Origin of the sequence: Pseudomonas sp. NFPP25, assembly GCF_900116505.1 — a bacterium.
In the GTDB taxonomy this organism is placed as follows: domain Bacteria; phylum Pseudomonadota; class Gammaproteobacteria; order Pseudomonadales; family Pseudomonadaceae; genus Aquipseudomonas; species Aquipseudomonas protegens.
The window spans coordinates 1,518,967-1,531,889 of sequence record NZ_FPBG01000001.1 but is presented as its reverse complement, the minus strand read 5'-3'; the positions used below and the strand labels follow the sequence as shown (position 1 = coordinate 1,531,889).

Annotated in this window: 19 protein-coding genes; 13 read left to right on the top strand and 6 right to left on the bottom strand. The window is 64.1% G+C overall.

The genetic code is table 11. The features are described from left to right. The first annotated feature begins 195 nt into the window (after positions 1 to 195). Entirely contained in the window at positions 196 to 636 is a 441-nt protein-coding gene (locus BM382_RS06645) for a DoxX family protein (RefSeq protein ID WP_011060672.1), read from the top strand. Positions 637 to 711: 75 nt separating this feature from the next. Continuing rightward, positions 712 to 1,635 (top strand): NADP-dependent oxidoreductase, encoded by a 924-nt coding sequence (locus tag BM382_RS06640; RefSeq protein WP_169893653.1) that lies wholly within the window; start codon positions 712 to 714, stop codon positions 1,633 to 1,635. Positions 1,636 to 1,764: 129 nt separating this feature from the next. On the opposite strand, the gene BM382_RS06635 is transcribed toward BM382_RS06640, so the two are convergent. Next, the gene (locus BM382_RS06635; protein WP_015635142.1) at positions 1,765 to 2,247 is read right to left on the bottom strand and encodes a GNAT family N-acetyltransferase; all 483 of its coding nucleotides are present in this window, start codon (positions 2,245 to 2,247) and stop codon (positions 1,765 to 1,767) included. Between the two features lie 213 nt (positions 2,248 to 2,460). On the opposite strand from BM382_RS06635, the gene BM382_RS06630 reads away from it, so the two are divergent. Further along, positions 2,461 to 3,312 carry a hypothetical protein gene (locus BM382_RS06630; protein WP_041774174.1) on the top strand — a complete coding sequence of 284 codons (852 nt, stop codon included), beginning with the start codon at positions 2,461 to 2,463 and terminating at the stop codon, positions 3,310 to 3,312. A gap of 113 nt (positions 3,313 to 3,425) precedes the next feature. After that, the gene (locus BM382_RS06625) at positions 3,426 to 3,851 is read left to right on the top strand and encodes a GNAT family N-acetyltransferase (protein ID WP_011060675.1); all 426 of its coding nucleotides are present in this window, start codon (positions 3,426 to 3,428) and stop codon (positions 3,849 to 3,851) included. A 63-nt stretch (positions 3,852 to 3,914) separates the two neighbouring features. Here the strand turns inward: BM382_RS06625 and BM382_RS06620 are convergent, their stop codons facing one another. Then, complete coding sequence (locus tag BM382_RS06620) at positions 3,915 to 4,346, bottom strand: hypothetical protein (RefSeq protein WP_015635144.1); 432 nt, start codon at positions 4,344 to 4,346, stop codon at positions 3,915 to 3,917. A gap of 233 nt (positions 4,347 to 4,579) precedes the next feature. Between BM382_RS06620 and BM382_RS06615 the strand changes: the two genes are divergently transcribed. Together BM382_RS06615 and BM382_RS06610 are read left to right on the top strand one after the other, a co-directional pair. Beyond that, a complete protein-coding gene (locus BM382_RS06615; protein ID WP_053158416.1) occupies positions 4,580 to 5,530 on the top strand; it encodes an AraC family transcriptional regulator in 951 nt (316 codons plus the stop codon). A gap of 356 nt (positions 5,531 to 5,886) precedes the next feature. Then, positions 5,887 to 6,819: an alpha/beta hydrolase gene (locus BM382_RS06610; RefSeq protein ID WP_011060678.1), complete on the top strand. Its 933-nt coding sequence runs from the start codon at positions 5,887 to 5,889 to the stop codon at positions 6,817 to 6,819. A 131-nt stretch (positions 6,820 to 6,950) separates the two neighbouring features. Here BM382_RS06610 and BM382_RS31550 read toward each other — a convergent pair whose 3' ends face one another. After that, complete coding sequence (locus tag BM382_RS31550) at positions 6,951 to 7,097, bottom strand: MFS transporter (RefSeq protein ID WP_139187205.1); 147 nt, start codon at positions 7,095 to 7,097, stop codon at positions 6,951 to 6,953. 115 nt (positions 7,098 to 7,212) lie between these two features. Between BM382_RS31550 and BM382_RS32055 the strand changes: the two genes are divergently transcribed. The 4 genes from BM382_RS32055 (at position 7,213) to BM382_RS06590 (ending at position 9,264) form a co-directional block, all read left to right on the top strand. After that, entirely contained in the window at positions 7,213 to 7,383 is a 171-nt protein-coding gene (locus BM382_RS32055) for a winged helix-turn-helix transcriptional regulator (protein WP_170866309.1), read from the top strand. Positions 7,384 to 7,440: 57 nt separating this feature from the next. Then, positions 7,441 to 7,740, top strand: coding sequence for a barstar family protein (locus BM382_RS06600; RefSeq protein ID WP_015635147.1), 300 nt, complete (start codon positions 7,441 to 7,443; stop codon positions 7,738 to 7,740). An 84-nt stretch (positions 7,741 to 7,824) separates the two neighbouring features. Next, the gene (locus BM382_RS06595; RefSeq protein ID WP_072442384.1) at positions 7,825 to 8,676 is read left to right on the top strand and encodes an EcsC family protein; all 852 of its coding nucleotides are present in this window, start codon (positions 7,825 to 7,827) and stop codon (positions 8,674 to 8,676) included. Between the two features lie 12 nt (positions 8,677 to 8,688). Next, positions 8,689 to 9,264 (top strand): GNAT family N-acetyltransferase, encoded by a 576-nt coding sequence (locus BM382_RS06590; RefSeq protein WP_072442382.1) that lies wholly within the window; start codon positions 8,689 to 8,691, stop codon positions 9,262 to 9,264. A gap of 34 nt (positions 9,265 to 9,298) precedes the next feature. Here the strand turns inward: BM382_RS06590 and BM382_RS06585 are convergent, their stop codons facing one another. The 3 genes from BM382_RS06585 to BM382_RS06575 are packed head-to-tail and all read right to left on the bottom strand — an operon-like array spanning position 9,299 to position 10,475. Further along, positions 9,299 to 9,733, bottom strand: coding sequence for a hypothetical protein (locus BM382_RS06585; protein WP_072442380.1), 435 nt, complete (start codon positions 9,731 to 9,733; stop codon positions 9,299 to 9,301). A 4-nt stretch (positions 9,734 to 9,737) separates the two neighbouring features. Then, positions 9,738 to 10,067: a cyclic-phosphate processing receiver domain-containing protein gene (locus tag BM382_RS06580; RefSeq protein WP_072442378.1), complete on the bottom strand. Its 330-nt coding sequence runs from the start codon at positions 10,065 to 10,067 to the stop codon at positions 9,738 to 9,740. Between the two features lie 27 nt (positions 10,068 to 10,094). After that, positions 10,095 to 10,475: a hypothetical protein gene (locus BM382_RS06575; protein ID WP_041752167.1), complete on the bottom strand. Its 381-nt coding sequence runs from the start codon at positions 10,473 to 10,475 to the stop codon at positions 10,095 to 10,097. A 441-nt stretch (positions 10,476 to 10,916) separates the two neighbouring features. Between BM382_RS06575 and BM382_RS06570 the strand changes: the two genes are divergently transcribed. The 3 genes from BM382_RS06570 to BM382_RS06560 are packed head-to-tail and all read left to right on the top strand — an operon-like array spanning position 10,917 to position 12,865. After that, entirely contained in the window at positions 10,917 to 11,705 is a 789-nt protein-coding gene (locus BM382_RS06570; protein WP_011060687.1) for a hypothetical protein, read from the top strand. Between the two features lie 26 nt (positions 11,706 to 11,731). Continuing rightward, positions 11,732 to 12,361 (top strand): DMP19 family protein, encoded by a 630-nt coding sequence (locus BM382_RS06565; protein ID WP_011060688.1) that lies wholly within the window; start codon positions 11,732 to 11,734, stop codon positions 12,359 to 12,361. 57 nt (positions 12,362 to 12,418) lie between these two features. Next, positions 12,419 to 12,865, top strand: coding sequence for an NUDIX hydrolase (locus BM382_RS06560; protein ID WP_026020210.1), 447 nt, complete (start codon positions 12,419 to 12,421; stop codon positions 12,863 to 12,865). The last annotated feature ends 58 nt before the right edge of the window (positions 12,866 to 12,923 follow it).

The window sequence follows — 12,923 nt, the reverse complement described above, 5'->3', positions numbered from 1 at the left end:
CGTTGACGCCCCGGCAGTGTGATCGATTCCAGCCGGGGAGGGGGTGAGGCAGTGTCCAGTGAGCGTTGTATTCTTGCCTATTTTATCGAACCTAATGATCTAAATTAGTCGGCTATTCAGAGAAGCTGTGGCGGCGCAAGCTTTCTTCACCCGGGCGATTCATCTCGGATCGCACCCAACTGAAGGAAATACCTCATGTCCGCTTCTGCCCATATTGCTCAACCCGACACTCGCCAACAAAGCCGCTCCGATACTCCCCAGGCCGTGGCCGCACTGGCTGGCCGAGTGCTGCTCAGCGCGATCTTCCTGTTGTCCGGCGTCTCGAAGCTGGCGGCACCGGCGATGATGATCGGTTACATCGGCTCTGTCGGCTTGCCATTTCCGCAGCTGGCCCTGGCCCTGGCGGTCATCGTTGAAATTGGCGGCGGCCTGGCCCTGGTCGCTGGCTGGCGGACCCGCACTGTCGCGGCATTGCTGGCGTTGTTCAGCGTGGTCACTGCCTTGGCCTTCCATAACGCACTGGGCGACCAGAACCAGTTCATCCACTTCTTCAAGAACCTGGCCATGGCCGGTGGCCTGTTGCAGGTCGTGGCGTTCGGTGCCGGTCGTTTCAGCCTCGACGCCCGCCGTCGCTGATCACCCGCCAGCGGGGGCCGGTTCCCTCGCGGCGGCTGCGGTTTCCCTGTGTTTTCTTGCCTGATCGAGGTGTCCATGAAAGCCATACGTGCCTACCAATACGGCAGTCCCGATGTCCTGCGCCTGGAAGAAGTTGCCGACCCTGTGGCTGGCGAAGGTGAAGTGCTGATCGATGTCGCCGGTGCTGGAGTCAACCCTATCGACTGGAAGATCCTGTCCGGTGCCATGCAGGCATTCATCCCGCTGCCACTGCCTTTCACCCCGGGGGTCGAGGTGGCCGGGCGGGTGCTTGCCACCGGCCGGGGCGCCAGCCGGTTCGAGGTCGGTGACCGGGTGTTCGGTTTCATCAACATCACGGGCGGCTATGCCGGCAAGGCGGTTGCCCGGGAATCCACGCTGGCGTTGCTGCCCCGTTCCCTCACTGCGTTGCAGGCCGGCGCCGTGCCCGCCACGGCGCTGACCGCCTGGCAGGCCCTGACCGAACATGCCGGCGTGCAGCCCGGGCAGAAGGTGTTGATCCATGCCGCGGCAGGAGGTGTGGGCAGCATGGCGGTGCAGATCGCCAAGTACCTGGGGGCCGAGGTCATCGCCAGCGCTTCGGCGGACAACCATGCCTACCTCAAAGGGCTAGGGGCCGATCAGGTCATCGACTATCGCCGCCAGGATTTCACTCAATGGCGGCCCGCGGTCGATGTGGTCCTGGACTTGGTGGGGGAGCAAACCCAGGCGCTGTCGTTCGCCCTGTTGAAACGGCACGGGGTGCTGGTTTCCCCGGTGAGCCAGCCCGACATCACCCTGGCCAACGACTATGGCGTGACCCCGGTGAATTTCGCCACCCGTGGTGATGGTGGCCAGTTGGCGAGGATTGCCGAGCTGTTCGACCAGGGCCGCTTGCAGGTCGCTGTCCAAGCCTTCCCCCTGAGTGACGCCCCGCAGGCGCTGGAAAAAAGCAGGGGCCGCCATGGCCATGGCAGGCTGGTCCTCGACATGGCCCGCTGATCGCTTGACGGGCTCCCAGAACAGCCGGCACCACCGGCAAGCCAGGGCGGCGGTCCAGGGTACGGGCCTGCCGCTTGCGGCATTGGCGAGGGCTAACCGGCGGGCCTGATGCCGAAGGGGCCGTTGCAGTCAGCCCTGCACTGTCCAGAGCATGGTCTGCACCTGGATGTGGGGGTGGCTTTGCAGAGGCTCCCACTCATCAATGAACGCGAACCCCTGGCGCAGATAGAAACTCGCGGCCCTGGCATTGGCGGGGGAGACGTCGAGGAACACCCGCTCATGGCCTTGTTCCCGTGCGCGCGACTTCACCGCTTCCACCAGCCGGGCCGCCACGCCGGAGCCACGGGCCGCGGGTGCGACCCACATGCCGATCAGGTTGTAGCGGTTTGCCTCACTGACTGCGGCGCCGATCATTCCCAGGGGCTGGCCATCCTCGATGGCCAGCCAGAATGCGCTGGTCGCGCCCGAGGCACGTTCCTGCCACTGCTGGTCACTGTACCGGGCGGCACTCTGGTAGCTGACCCCGAACGCGGTCGGGGCGTCCTGCAGCGCGGCGAGACGAACTTGCTTCAACAGCCTCCAGTCCTTGGTTTGCGTCGGTCGAATATCCATGGTGGTCTTCAGGTCGAGTGAGGCAGCAACCTCTCACAAGGCTGGCGCAGGAACAAGCGCGTCTTGCCCGGTGCTGCGCTTGCCGGCGGCCTGCGCTTGCCATTTGCCAGCATCTTGTCGCTGATGAAACGCTGGCTATATGATCGCGCGTCATGCCATTGGCCACTTGCGTGGCCGGCGTTTCCTCATCGGTTCTACAGGGATGTTCCAGGGATGAAAATCAAGAGCAATACAGGTCTGCACAAGGAAGGCCGGCTGGCTGCGCGACTGGCCGGCTGGTTGCTGGCGCCGTGCATGCTGGCGGCTTCGATGCTGGCCCAGGCCGGTGCGCCGATCCCTCCCGGCGCAGTGCTGGCGGTGATGCAGAACGTCGAGGTGCCGGACCAGGATGAAGAGGTGGAGCTGGAAGACGGCGTTACCGCCACCTTCTGGTACGGCCAGGAGCTGGACTTCGACGGCAAGCACTACTACGCCACCTTTGTCTGGCACACCCGGGACCGCGCCGCCCGCGAGGGCGAGGATTTTGCCGCGCCGGAGGTTCAGGTACGGCTGGCCGATGCCACCTTCGAACTCACCAACCCGGGCCAGAAGCAGGCCTATTCCATTCGCAGCATCGAACGCAAGATCGGCTTCTTCGGCGGCGGCGAGAAGCCCGAGGAAGTGGACACCAAGCGCAAGGCCGTTGAGCACCGTACCGCTGACGGCCGCCTGCTGCTGGCGGTGCCCACGGCCACTTTCGACAATGGGGTGATCACCAGGGGCTACACCATGCTGGTGTTCAATCCGAACAAGAAACCCGAAGACGATGGCTGGGTCTGGTCCTATGTGGGCCAGGTGCGCACCGGCGAGGACAACTCCGCGGCCTGCGACGACGGCGCGGTCATGCCCTGCATCGGCAGCGACGGTGAGCTGAGCTTCGTCGCCGGCCAGGAGCCGCTGCCGCAGGTGCAGGTCAAGGTCAGCGGCACTACCTTCGAGGGCCCGGGAAAGGTCCGTTCGCTGGCGGCCGCAGACAACCTCACCTATGTCTACGACAGTAAGACCGAGCAGTACGTCAGCCGCTAGTTGCGACAGCGACGGCCAGGTAGCGCAGCCTTGCCAAACCCACGATCCTCCAGGGAGGATCGTGGGGCGCTTTCACCCCGGTCCGGCACAGCCATCATCCAAGGAAACGGCGAATGAGTACGCGTATCGACATGCTGATGAACCCGGGGCCGGAGGTGCGCGCTGCGATCCTCGAGCCCTTGCGGGCCCACAACCGGGCCCAGGCGGGCGATCCCAAGCCCGAGGCCATCGCCCTGGTGGTCCGCGACGAGCACAGCGGTGAGATTCTCGGTGGCCTGCAGGCGGAGATTTTCTATCGCTGGATGTTCATCGAGCTGCTGGCGGTCCCCGAGCAGACACGGGGCCAGGGCACGGGCTCGCAATTGCTGAACATGGCCGAGGAGCTGGCCCGGGAAAAGGGCTGTATCGGCATCTGGCTCGATACCTTCGACTTTCAGGCGCCGCAGTTCTATCAGCGGCATGGCTTCAGCGAATTCGGCCGGCTGGAGGATTTCCCGCCGCAGCACCGGCGTTTCTTCCTGCACAAACGCCTGGTCTGAACCCTCGAGCCCTGGCTGGCGAACCCGCATGCAGTGCGTTCCCGCAGCCTGGGCTGCGGCTACTCAGGCGTGGGCATCGACGCCGATCCGCGCCAGCAGCCAGTCCTGATAGAGCGCGGGGCTGTCGGTGGTCTGGCCGCCGTTTTTGGCAACGACCGTCTTGCCGTCCAGGCGCCCGATTTCCATCAGGTATTGCAGGCCCTTGAGCACATGGGTGGCGTCGTCCTTGCCCAGGGACTGCACATCGGGCAGTTGGACGGAGTTGCTCTTGTCGTCGAATGTCGCCCAGGTGGGGTTGGCTCTGTATTGGGCTATCAGTTTGGCGTCCGAGATTTGCGATTCATGAAAACTGGCGTCGATCTTCGCCTGCATTTGCGGCGTCGCATTCTCTACCTGGATTTTCATGGACTTCAGCGTGCCATTCTCCAGCGCCCTGGTGATTCCCTTGAGGCCCATGGCTACGAGGGATGTCGAGTTTGAGATGCTTCCTGTCATGAGACTGCTCCTGGGTGGGTTCTGGCCAAGCAGAGCAAAACCCGGGCCATGGGCCCTGAACATGATGCGGCGCGGCGTTGGCAGCGGCGCCAGCAGCGATGGCGGGCAGAAGTTGGCCGTAGTGGGCAAGGGATTGCCATTGGATCGCCTGCTTTTGCCAGCCACTACTGCCCCGAGGCGGATATCGACCCGTGTCCGCCGCCCTGGTGGCCGTGAAGAAAAACTCGATCTGCATGGCCAATCGGCGCACAGTGGCCGCCTGTACTGTTGCCACTTCCGATTGCCCGCCCATGACCCAGCCCCGAACCTCCACCGCACTCGCGGCCCTGATTGCCCGGCACACCCCGCACTCCGGCGACTTTCCCAGCGCCGTGCCCAACCTGACCTTGCACCGCCGTTCCACGCCGACCTCGGCCATTCCCTGCATCTACAGCCTGGGCCTGGGGGTGATTGCCCAGGGCGGCAAGCAGGTGCTGCTGCAAGAGGCGGTGATCAATTACCGGGCCGGGCAGGGCATGCTGACCAGCATCGACCAGCCGGTGGTGGCCCGGGTGACCGAGGGCTCGGCGGCCGAACCCTTCCTGGGCATGATGCTGACCCTGGACATGCACCAGATCCTGCAAACCGCTGCGCAGATGCAGCCGCCACCGCCTTCGCGGGCCAGCGATTATCGGACGGTGGTGGTGGATGAACTGGAGCCGGGGCTGGCCAGCGCTCTGGAGCGGCTGGTGGGCTTGCTCGACGAGCCGGCGCTGATTCCCCAGCTGGCGCCATTGATCCAGCAGGAAATCATCGTCCGGCTGTTGGCCGGGCCCTACAGCCTGGCGTTGCAGCAGTTGCTGGCGGTGGGTTCGCCGACCCAGCAGATCTTCAAGACCGTGGCCTGGCTCAAACAGAACTTCACCCAGCCGTTGCGCGTCGATGATCTGGCGCAGCGCGCCCATATGAGCCCGTCCACCTTCCGCCAGCATTTTCGCGCCATCATCGGCGTCAGCCCGCTGCAGTTCCACAAGCAGTTGCGCCTGCAGGAAGCCCGGCAGTTGATGCTCAGCCAGAACATCGATGCCGGGCGCGCCGCGGGGCTGGTGGGCTATGAAAGTGCTTCGCAGTTCAGCCGGGAATACAGCCGGGTGTTCGGCGCGCCGCCGCAGCGGGATATCCGCAGGATGCGCGAGGCCGGGTAAGGGCCAGGTTGCAGTGCAGGGTTCAGCGAAATAGGCAAACAGGCTGTGGCGCGGCTCTGGGCGCCTAACCATTCGATCCGCCACGGATAGGCGTGTTTCTAGCTGTTTGTGTTGCAGCGAAACGCCCTTCGGGGTGAGCCGGCAGAATCCGCAAAACAGGCAAACTTGCCGTCAGAATAGGCAAGGTTTCGCCGCGAGCCATTTCTATACTGGTGCCCGACGACGCAGCAGCCCCAAGGCCTGCCGTGTCCCGGGCGCTTTCGGTAACGCCCGACTCCGCACTCCCGCACACGGGAGCGAGCGGTCCGCCTATCGATCCAGACGAGCCTGCCCAGGGCGGCTCAAGGAGTACGGTCATGAGCAACAGCATCGAACACGTCAGCTTCCCCAACTTCGGCTGGAATAACGCCGCGGACATCTATCTGCCGGCGGATTTCGACCCGGGCAAGCGCTACCCGGCGATCGTCAGCACCCATCCCATCGGCAGTTGCAAGGAGCAGACCTCCGGCAACATCTACGCCGCCGGGCTGGCCCGGGCCGGGTTTGTGGTCATCGCCTTCGACGCCAGTTTCCAGGGCGCCAGCGGCGGCCAGCCACGCTTTATCGAAGACCCGGCCACTCGCGTGTCGGACATCCGTTTCGCCATCGACTACCTGGTGACCCTGCCTTATGTCGACCCCGAGCGCATCGGTGCCATCGGTGTCTGCGGTGGCGGTGGCTACACCATCCAGGCGGCAATGACCGACTACCGGATCAAGGCCCTGGCCTCCATTACCGGGGTCAACTTCGGCCGCCTGATCCGCGAAGGTTTCAGCAACTTCGATCCGGTCAGCGCCTTGCACGCCATGGCGAAGCAGCGCACCGCCGAGGCCCGGGGCGAGGCGCGTCATGTGATCGACTACCTGCCAGCATCGGTAGCCGAGGCGCAGCAGAACGGCATCAGCGACATCGACGTACTGGAAGCCACCGAGTACTACAAGACCGCCCGGGGCCAGCAGCCAAACGGCGCCACCAGCGGTCTGTTTTCCTTCAATAGCGCGGCCTTCGGCTGGGATGCCTTCCTGCAGGCCGAGGTGCTGCTGACCCAGCCACTGATGGTGGTGGTCGGCGACAAGCCCGGCGGCTTCGGTGCCTACCGCGACGGCCTGGAAATCCATGGCCGCGCGGCCTCCAGGGACAAGCATCTGGTGGTCGCTGAAGGCGGGTCCCACTACGACCTGTACGACCGCGCCGAAACGGTGGCGCTGGCCATGGCGCAATTGGTGCCGTTCTTCCAGCAGCACCTGTAAGGGGAGAGGCAGCCGCCGCTGTCGCCTGGCCGGCGACGGCGGCTTTGTCGCGCCCGGGCACCAAACCGCTCCCCCGGCAGGCCGCCGGTGAGCAGCAGGCTGGCGAAGCTCAGGGGGTAGGCATTGATGACTCACTGCAGGGCCGTGATGCCGGCATCCATGTCCCGAGCAATGGATTCCAGGGCGACATTGACGATCGAGGTGTCGAGGATCACCACCCCATAGCTCCGGCAGGGGGCGATCAGTACTTGGCGTTGCAGGCGGTGCTTGAGGTCCATGGGGGCGTATTTCCTTTGCCGCAGTGCGGTGCGACTATACGAACCTTTTTGCACACCATGCTTTGGGCTGGATCGAAGTGTGCGGCGAAACCTTCGCCGAGCCGGTGCGGGGGGCATGCTCATCATCCTGTCCGATGGCAGCTCGCTGTCCGCCAGCGCCCTGGCCGAAGCGGCGGGGATGTCACCGCAGACCGCCAGTTCGCATCTGGCCAAGCTGCTGGAGAGCTATTGCAAGCTGGGCTGGGAGCAGTTGCAGCGCCAGCTGGGTGTCCAGCCGCTGGCCTGAAGCCCTTGTGGCCAGCCAGCGAAAGCCCCTTCAAGCCATTACCCCAAGGAATGACGAATGAGCCGCCTGCCCCTGCAACATATCGACCTGAGCCAGGTGACGAGCACCGCTGAATTGCACCTGGTGCTGCGCGATGCCCTGGGTTTTCCCCATTGGTACGGCTGTAACTGGGACGCCTTCTGGGACGCCATTACCGGGCTGGTGGAAATGCCCGAACAGTTGCATATCAGCGGCTTGCCAGCATTGTCCCGGCGCCTGCCCCGGGACGCGCAACTGCTGCTGCAATGCCTGGAGCGGATGAAGGTCCAATACCCGACGCTGGCTGCGGACCTGCTGTTGGAGCCAGCCAAGCCTTAGTCCTGCCTATCGCCGGACGCGCAATTGAGCCACGACGCTGCCAGGCAAGGGTTTATTCTTTCCCGAGGCAGTGAACAGCCACCCATGGAGACGCCTGTGAGCATCAAAGACCATCCCGCGGATTACCAGGACCTCAAGCGCGCCGTCGGCTTGCTGGAGTCGCCTTCACTGACGGCGCGCCTGTCCGGGCTGCTGGGTTCGCCCATCGAAAGTGCGGTCAAGGCGCTGCCGGCGGTGGTGGCGAAAAAGATCAACGGCGCGGTGGTGGCGGCCCTGCACAGCTCCGCCGATGCGGCGCTGTGGAGCCTGGACAACGCGCCCAAAAAGCCGGCATCGACCTTGCTGCACAAGATGTACGCGGCCACTTCCGGCGCTGTGGGCGGGGCCTTCGGTTTTGCCGCGCTGTTTGTCGAGTTGCCCATTTCCACCACCATCATGATGCGCTCGGTGGCCGATGTGGCCCGCAGCGAAGGCTTCGATCTGGCGGATTTTGCCACCAAGCAGGCCTGCATCGAAGTGTTCGCCATGGGCGGCAACAGCCAGGCCGACGACGCCACGGAAACCGGCTACTACATCACCCGCAGCTTCACCACCCAGGCCATGCAGCAACTGTCCAAGGAGCTGGCGGCCATTGCCGCCAAGCGCGGTGCCGGGGCGGTGGGCAGCTTGTCGCCGGGGCAGGTGGGCAAGTGGCTGGCACTGCTGATCGAGAAAGTCGCCAGCCGTTACGGCGTGACCATCTCCAGCAAGTTCGCGGCCCAGGCGGTGCCGGTGATCGGCGCCTTTACCGGCGCCACCATCAATGCGCTGTTCACCGACTTCTACCAGGACATGGCCCGTGGGCACTTCACCGTCAAGCGCCTGGAGCACAAGTACGGCTTTGAGCAGATCAAGGACGAGTATGCGCAGATCCTGCGCGAGCAGCTGGCAGGCTAGGGCGGTATCCCCATGAGCGACTTTCCCGTTATCCGCACCCCGCGCCTGATCCTCAGGGAACTGTGCCCGGCCGATGTCCCGGCACTGTTCGCGATCCACAGCGACGCCGATGCCATGCAGTGGTTCGGCACCGACCCCATTACCGACTACCCGCAGGCCGAGCAACTGCTGGCGCAGTTCTCCAGTTGGCGGACCTTGCCCAACCCAGGGGTTCGCTGGTGCATCGAGCGCCAGTCCGAACCCGGCCTGTTGGGCACCTGCGGCCTGTTCAAATGGAACCGGCAGTGGCGCAGCTGCGCCGTCGGTTTCGAGCTGGGGCGTGCGGCGCAAGGGCAGGGGCTGATGACCGAGGCGCTGGAGGCCGTGGTTGGCTGGGGCTTCGAGCATATGGCGCTCAACCGTATCGAGGCCCAGGTGCATCCGCGAAACCTGGCGTCCCTCAGATTGCTGGAGCGGGCGGGCTTTGTCCGCGAAGGGCTTTCACGGCAGGCGGGATACTGGCTGGGGACTCATCATGATCTGGTGCAGTACGGGTTGTTGAGGGCCGACTGGTTCAGTCTGGCGCCGCTCGCCGCAGGTTCTGCGTAGCCCATAGCGCGAATATCAAGCGGGCGCTGGCAGCTCAGCTGTTGCCCGGCGTCGGCGCATCGCTGTCCTCGACGGGCTCCAGGTCGTGGTAGGAGGGGAAAACCTTCCTGTTACTGATCTTCAAGCCTGTCGGTTGCTCGAGCCCGTGGGTTTTACTGGAGTCCCAGGTGCGCCGTTCGCCGCAGTAGGTATGCACCACCTCCGAGTTGTCCCAGAACAGGCGCTCCAGCAGGGCTTCGTACTCGGCCAGCCACGAATCATCGAAGATGTAACTGCCTTTGGGGTAGGTGGCGAAGTGCACCATATGCCCGAAGTAGCAGTGCCCCCGGCTGTTTGGCAGCACGCTGAAAAGCGCCCGGGTGATCTGCGCCCCCGTCACTGGCAGGCTTTGCAGCACCGCACGATTGTGCGCTTCGGCAGCCGGCGAAGGGTCAAAGCAATGGATGTATCCATACAGGTTGCCGCTCATGGGGTCAGTTGCCTGCGTTATGGGTTGATTGGCGGCATCCGTTGTTGCGGGCGAGTCGATCGATCGCTTGCACACCCGCACGCATCTTTTCCACGGCGCTGGCATTGGCCGAGTGGATGTGAATACGCGGCGGATGAAAACCATTGAGGGCCACGGCCTCTTCGATCCACAGGATCACGTCGTAACCGGTGCCGCGCTGATCATCTCCGAGGTCGTGGTCGAGGCTGACTTCCTCGACGCCACCGGCTTTCAGCAGCGCGATGACTTCGTCCGGCCAGTAGGTGCGAACCCAGCCTTGCGGGGTTTGGCGTTCGTCGTCGAGGTAGATTTTCATGGGCCTGTTTACTCTTGCAGATGCAGTTCAAGCATCGGCGTCGTTCGCGATGACATGCAGCACAAGGCTTAGCGAGTCGTCGGTGAGCAGCGGTGGGTGATCCTGATGCCGCTTGTCGATGAAAAAAAGCGCACCCGGCGCTGTTTCAGCGGGCATGGAGAGGCAAGGGTAGAGTCGGTTTTTACTGGCCTCGGCATACTGGATATGAACCTCGCTGTGCTCAATCCAGATCCTGCTCGATTGACCGGAGCAACTCAGGAACAAGGTGCTGAAACTGGATTGCTCCTGCTCCAGCGGCATTGATTGAGACTCGCCGTGCCGGCCTTTGCGAATGGCTCGTGCCATGGCATTGAATGCTTTGGGTGTGCCAAAGAAATGCAGTTCCTGCCCGTTCAGTCTTGCCAGCACGTCAAGTTTCCTTTCATATCGCGTCGGTCAACGCTGGGTCATTGCAACCTGCGCCGGAGCGCTGACAGGACCGCGTCAGCGTGGCAGAGTGGCCTGCCCAGAGGAATGGCGCCGGCTGTTTCAGGTGCCAAGGTGATCGTGCTGGGCACGCCCTGGTCGCAGAGCTGCTGTTGAACTTGCAACAGGACTCGGCGGCTGCCTGTAAGCCAATGCTTGTTCTGCTCTGACATCTGACAGCGGTGCAGCGACTTGCGGTGGATGGTCTTTTACGGTGGATGTCTGGATGAATTTTCGCCCAGCTGTATACCCCGATATTGAGCAATAAGCCATTGCCGGGCTCAAGGTTGCATTGTTTCTCCGGCACTGGATTAGTCCGCCGCACTTGTGTAGAAACGCTCCTTCCTTCAACCCGGCACCCGTTGCCACCCCAGGTAGAACCCCATGCGGCCCAACGCCGAACTGCGATTGTTTGCACTGCCCCTGTGCGCTGGCCTGGTCTACGCCGTGATCAAGGGCCTGATCAAGGGCTGGAATGGCACGGAGCTGTTTTCCGGGTTTCTGTTTGGCAGTGTGATCGCCATGGTCCTGGGCATTCCCCTGTTGCTGTGGACTGAGCGGCGCTGCCCGCAGGCCAGGGCGCGCTACCTGTGGATCAGCCTGATCCTGAGCCTGGTGGCCACGGTGCTGGTGCGTACTTCATGGATGCAGCTGTTGCTGCTGCCGCTGGCGGGCGGGCTGGCCCTGGCTGGCCTGTACAGCCTGCTGAGCCGTGGAATTGATCAGCTGTCGGTGCCGCCCCATGGGCGAGGGCCGGGCTTGCGGCGGCTGCTGGCGGTGCCGCTGTCGGGGGCGCTGACCCTGGGGGGCGTCGCGGTAACGCTCTATCCCAAGGGCGCGGAAAGCCTGCCGGTATTCTTGCTGGGGGCCATGATCGGGGCCTGGATCAGCATGCTGGTCAGTTGGCCGGTGCTGTGGCTGGTGGAGCGCTTTCTCGCCACTGGCTGGCGCTATGTGATCGGCGGTGGCCTCAGTGGCGTGCTGATCTGGCTGCTGTCCGGCGCCCCGGGGCTGTTCGCCGGGTCCCTGAAGGGGGCTTCGGGGCTGGACTACTGGATCCCCTTGCTCAACCGTGGGATCTTTCCGTTCCTGCTGCTGGGGCTGCTGGGCGGTGGGCTGTTCACGGTGCTCCACGGCATCGGCCCGCGCCGTCGTCCGGCCGCTTACGACTGAATTACATTGCCCAAAGGTCCTGCCTGATGAACCTCAGCCCCATCACCCACGTCGCCTTCGAGGATGAAATGCTCTGCCTGAGTTGGGCCGACGGCTTGCGGCTGCGCCAGCCCCTGAGCCGTTACAGCCGGCTGCGGGAGGCCACGCCCGAGCAGCGGGCGGATTTTGCCATCGCACCTCGGGGCTGGTCCGTGTCCTGGCCGCACCTGGGCGAGCCGGTGCTCAGTCTCAACGCCATCGACTGGATCTGGGAATGCCTGTGCGATGAGTCCATGGCTCGCCTGAAGGCCCTGGACTGGCAACTGCAGCAACTGCCGGCGGACGACCAGGCCATCGTCGCGCTGTGGCGGCTGGAGGCGGACGGCTACAACGGCGGCTTCCTGCAGTTCTTCTGCAACTGGGGGCAGCAGACCTGCGAGCTGGCGCTCAGCACCCTGGCCGCGATCGGCGCGCGCAACACTCGGGCCCTGGTCAGCCGCCAGCGCCAGCTGATCGCGCACCTGGAAGGCCACCCGCAACTGGAGCAACTGTGGGACATTCCCGGGCTGCTGAGCGACGAGGAACATGAGCTGATCAGTGGCGAACTGGACGAGCAACTATGGTCGGCGATGGAGGAGGTCCCGGCCTTGGCGGTGAAGTATTTTTACGTTGGCTGAGGGGCCTGGCGCCGTGTTCTAATGCCGCGCCTCGTCTCGGCAAATGGACTTCACCCCATGTCTGAACCCCGCATCCGCGCGCTCGCGCTGTGCATCTTCCATCACCAGGGCAAGATCCTGGTCAATCAGTTCTTTGATGCCGACAAGCAACAGATGCTGTTTCGCCCCCTGGGTGGCGGCATCGACTTTGGCGAGCACAGTGCCCAGGCAATCGTTCGGGAAATACAGGAAGAGCTGGGGCTGTCGATCAACAGCCTGCGCCTGATCGGCACCCTGGAAAGCCTGTTCACCTATGCCGGCAAGCCCGGCCATGAGTTCGTCCAGGTCTACGACGCCCGCTTCGACGATCCGAGTGTCTACCAGTGTGCCCAGCTCGATGCCCGGGAAAGCGATGGCGCGCCCTTCGTGGCCCGCTGGCAGGGCAGCGCCAGCTTCACCGAGCAGACGCCGCTGGTTCCCGCGGGCTTGGCGGACCTGCTCAAGCAGGCGGGCCTGCTTGGCTGACGGGCACTGATGCTGCTTGGTGCCCTGCCGGGCGGGGTGGCCCGGCAGGGCCGCCGGC

Excerpts from the sequence above, each read along its gene's own strand:
- BM382_RS06640 (WP_169893653.1), top strand. The coding sequence starts at position 712 with ATGAAAGCCATACGTGCCTACCAATACGGCAGTCCCGATGTCCTGCGC.
- BM382_RS06630 (WP_041774174.1), top strand. The coding sequence starts at position 2,461 with ATGAAAATCAAGAGCAATACAGGTCTGCACAAGGAAGGCCGGCTGGCT.
- BM382_RS06590 (WP_072442382.1), top strand. The coding sequence starts at position 8,689 with ATGAGCGACTTTCCCGTTATCCGCACCCCGCGCCTGATCCTCAGGGAA.
- BM382_RS06635 (WP_015635142.1), bottom strand. The coding sequence starts at position 2,247 with ATGGATATTCGACCGACGCAAACCAAGGACTGGAGGCTGTTGAAGCAA.
- BM382_RS06610 (WP_011060678.1), top strand. The coding sequence starts at position 5,887 with ATGAGCAACAGCATCGAACACGTCAGCTTCCCCAACTTCGGCTGGAAT.
- BM382_RS06580 (WP_072442378.1), bottom strand. The coding sequence starts at position 10,067 with ATGAAAATCTACCTCGACGACGAACGCCAAACCCCGCAAGGCTGGGTT.
- BM382_RS06620 (WP_015635144.1), bottom strand. The coding sequence starts at position 4,346 with ATGACAGGAAGCATCTCAAACTCGACATCCCTCGTAGCCATGGGCCTC.
- BM382_RS32055 (WP_170866309.1), top strand. The coding sequence starts at position 7,213 with ATGCTCATCATCCTGTCCGATGGCAGCTCGCTGTCCGCCAGCGCCCTG.
- BM382_RS06625 (WP_011060675.1), top strand. The coding sequence starts at position 3,426 with ATGAGTACGCGTATCGACATGCTGATGAACCCGGGGCCGGAGGTGCGC.
- BM382_RS06570 (WP_011060687.1), top strand. The coding sequence starts at position 10,917 with ATGCGGCCCAACGCCGAACTGCGATTGTTTGCACTGCCCCTGTGCGCT.
- BM382_RS06600 (WP_015635147.1), top strand. The coding sequence starts at position 7,441 with ATGAGCCGCCTGCCCCTGCAACATATCGACCTGAGCCAGGTGACGAGC.
- BM382_RS06615 (WP_053158416.1), top strand. The coding sequence starts at position 4,580 with ATGGCCAATCGGCGCACAGTGGCCGCCTGTACTGTTGCCACTTCCGAT.
- BM382_RS06585 (WP_072442380.1), bottom strand. The coding sequence starts at position 9,733 with ATGAGCGGCAACCTGTATGGATACATCCATTGCTTTGACCCTTCGCCG.
- BM382_RS06565 (WP_011060688.1), top strand. The coding sequence starts at position 11,732 with ATGAACCTCAGCCCCATCACCCACGTCGCCTTCGAGGATGAAATGCTC.
- BM382_RS31550 (WP_139187205.1), bottom strand. The coding sequence starts at position 7,097 with ATGGACCTCAAGCACCGCCTGCAACGCCAAGTACTGATCGCCCCCTGC.
- BM382_RS06560 (WP_026020210.1), top strand. The coding sequence starts at position 12,419 with ATGTCTGAACCCCGCATCCGCGCGCTCGCGCTGTGCATCTTCCATCAC.
- BM382_RS06645 (WP_011060672.1), top strand. The coding sequence starts at position 196 with ATGTCCGCTTCTGCCCATATTGCTCAACCCGACACTCGCCAACAAAGC.
- BM382_RS06595 (WP_072442384.1), top strand. The coding sequence starts at position 7,825 with ATGGAGACGCCTGTGAGCATCAAAGACCATCCCGCGGATTACCAGGAC.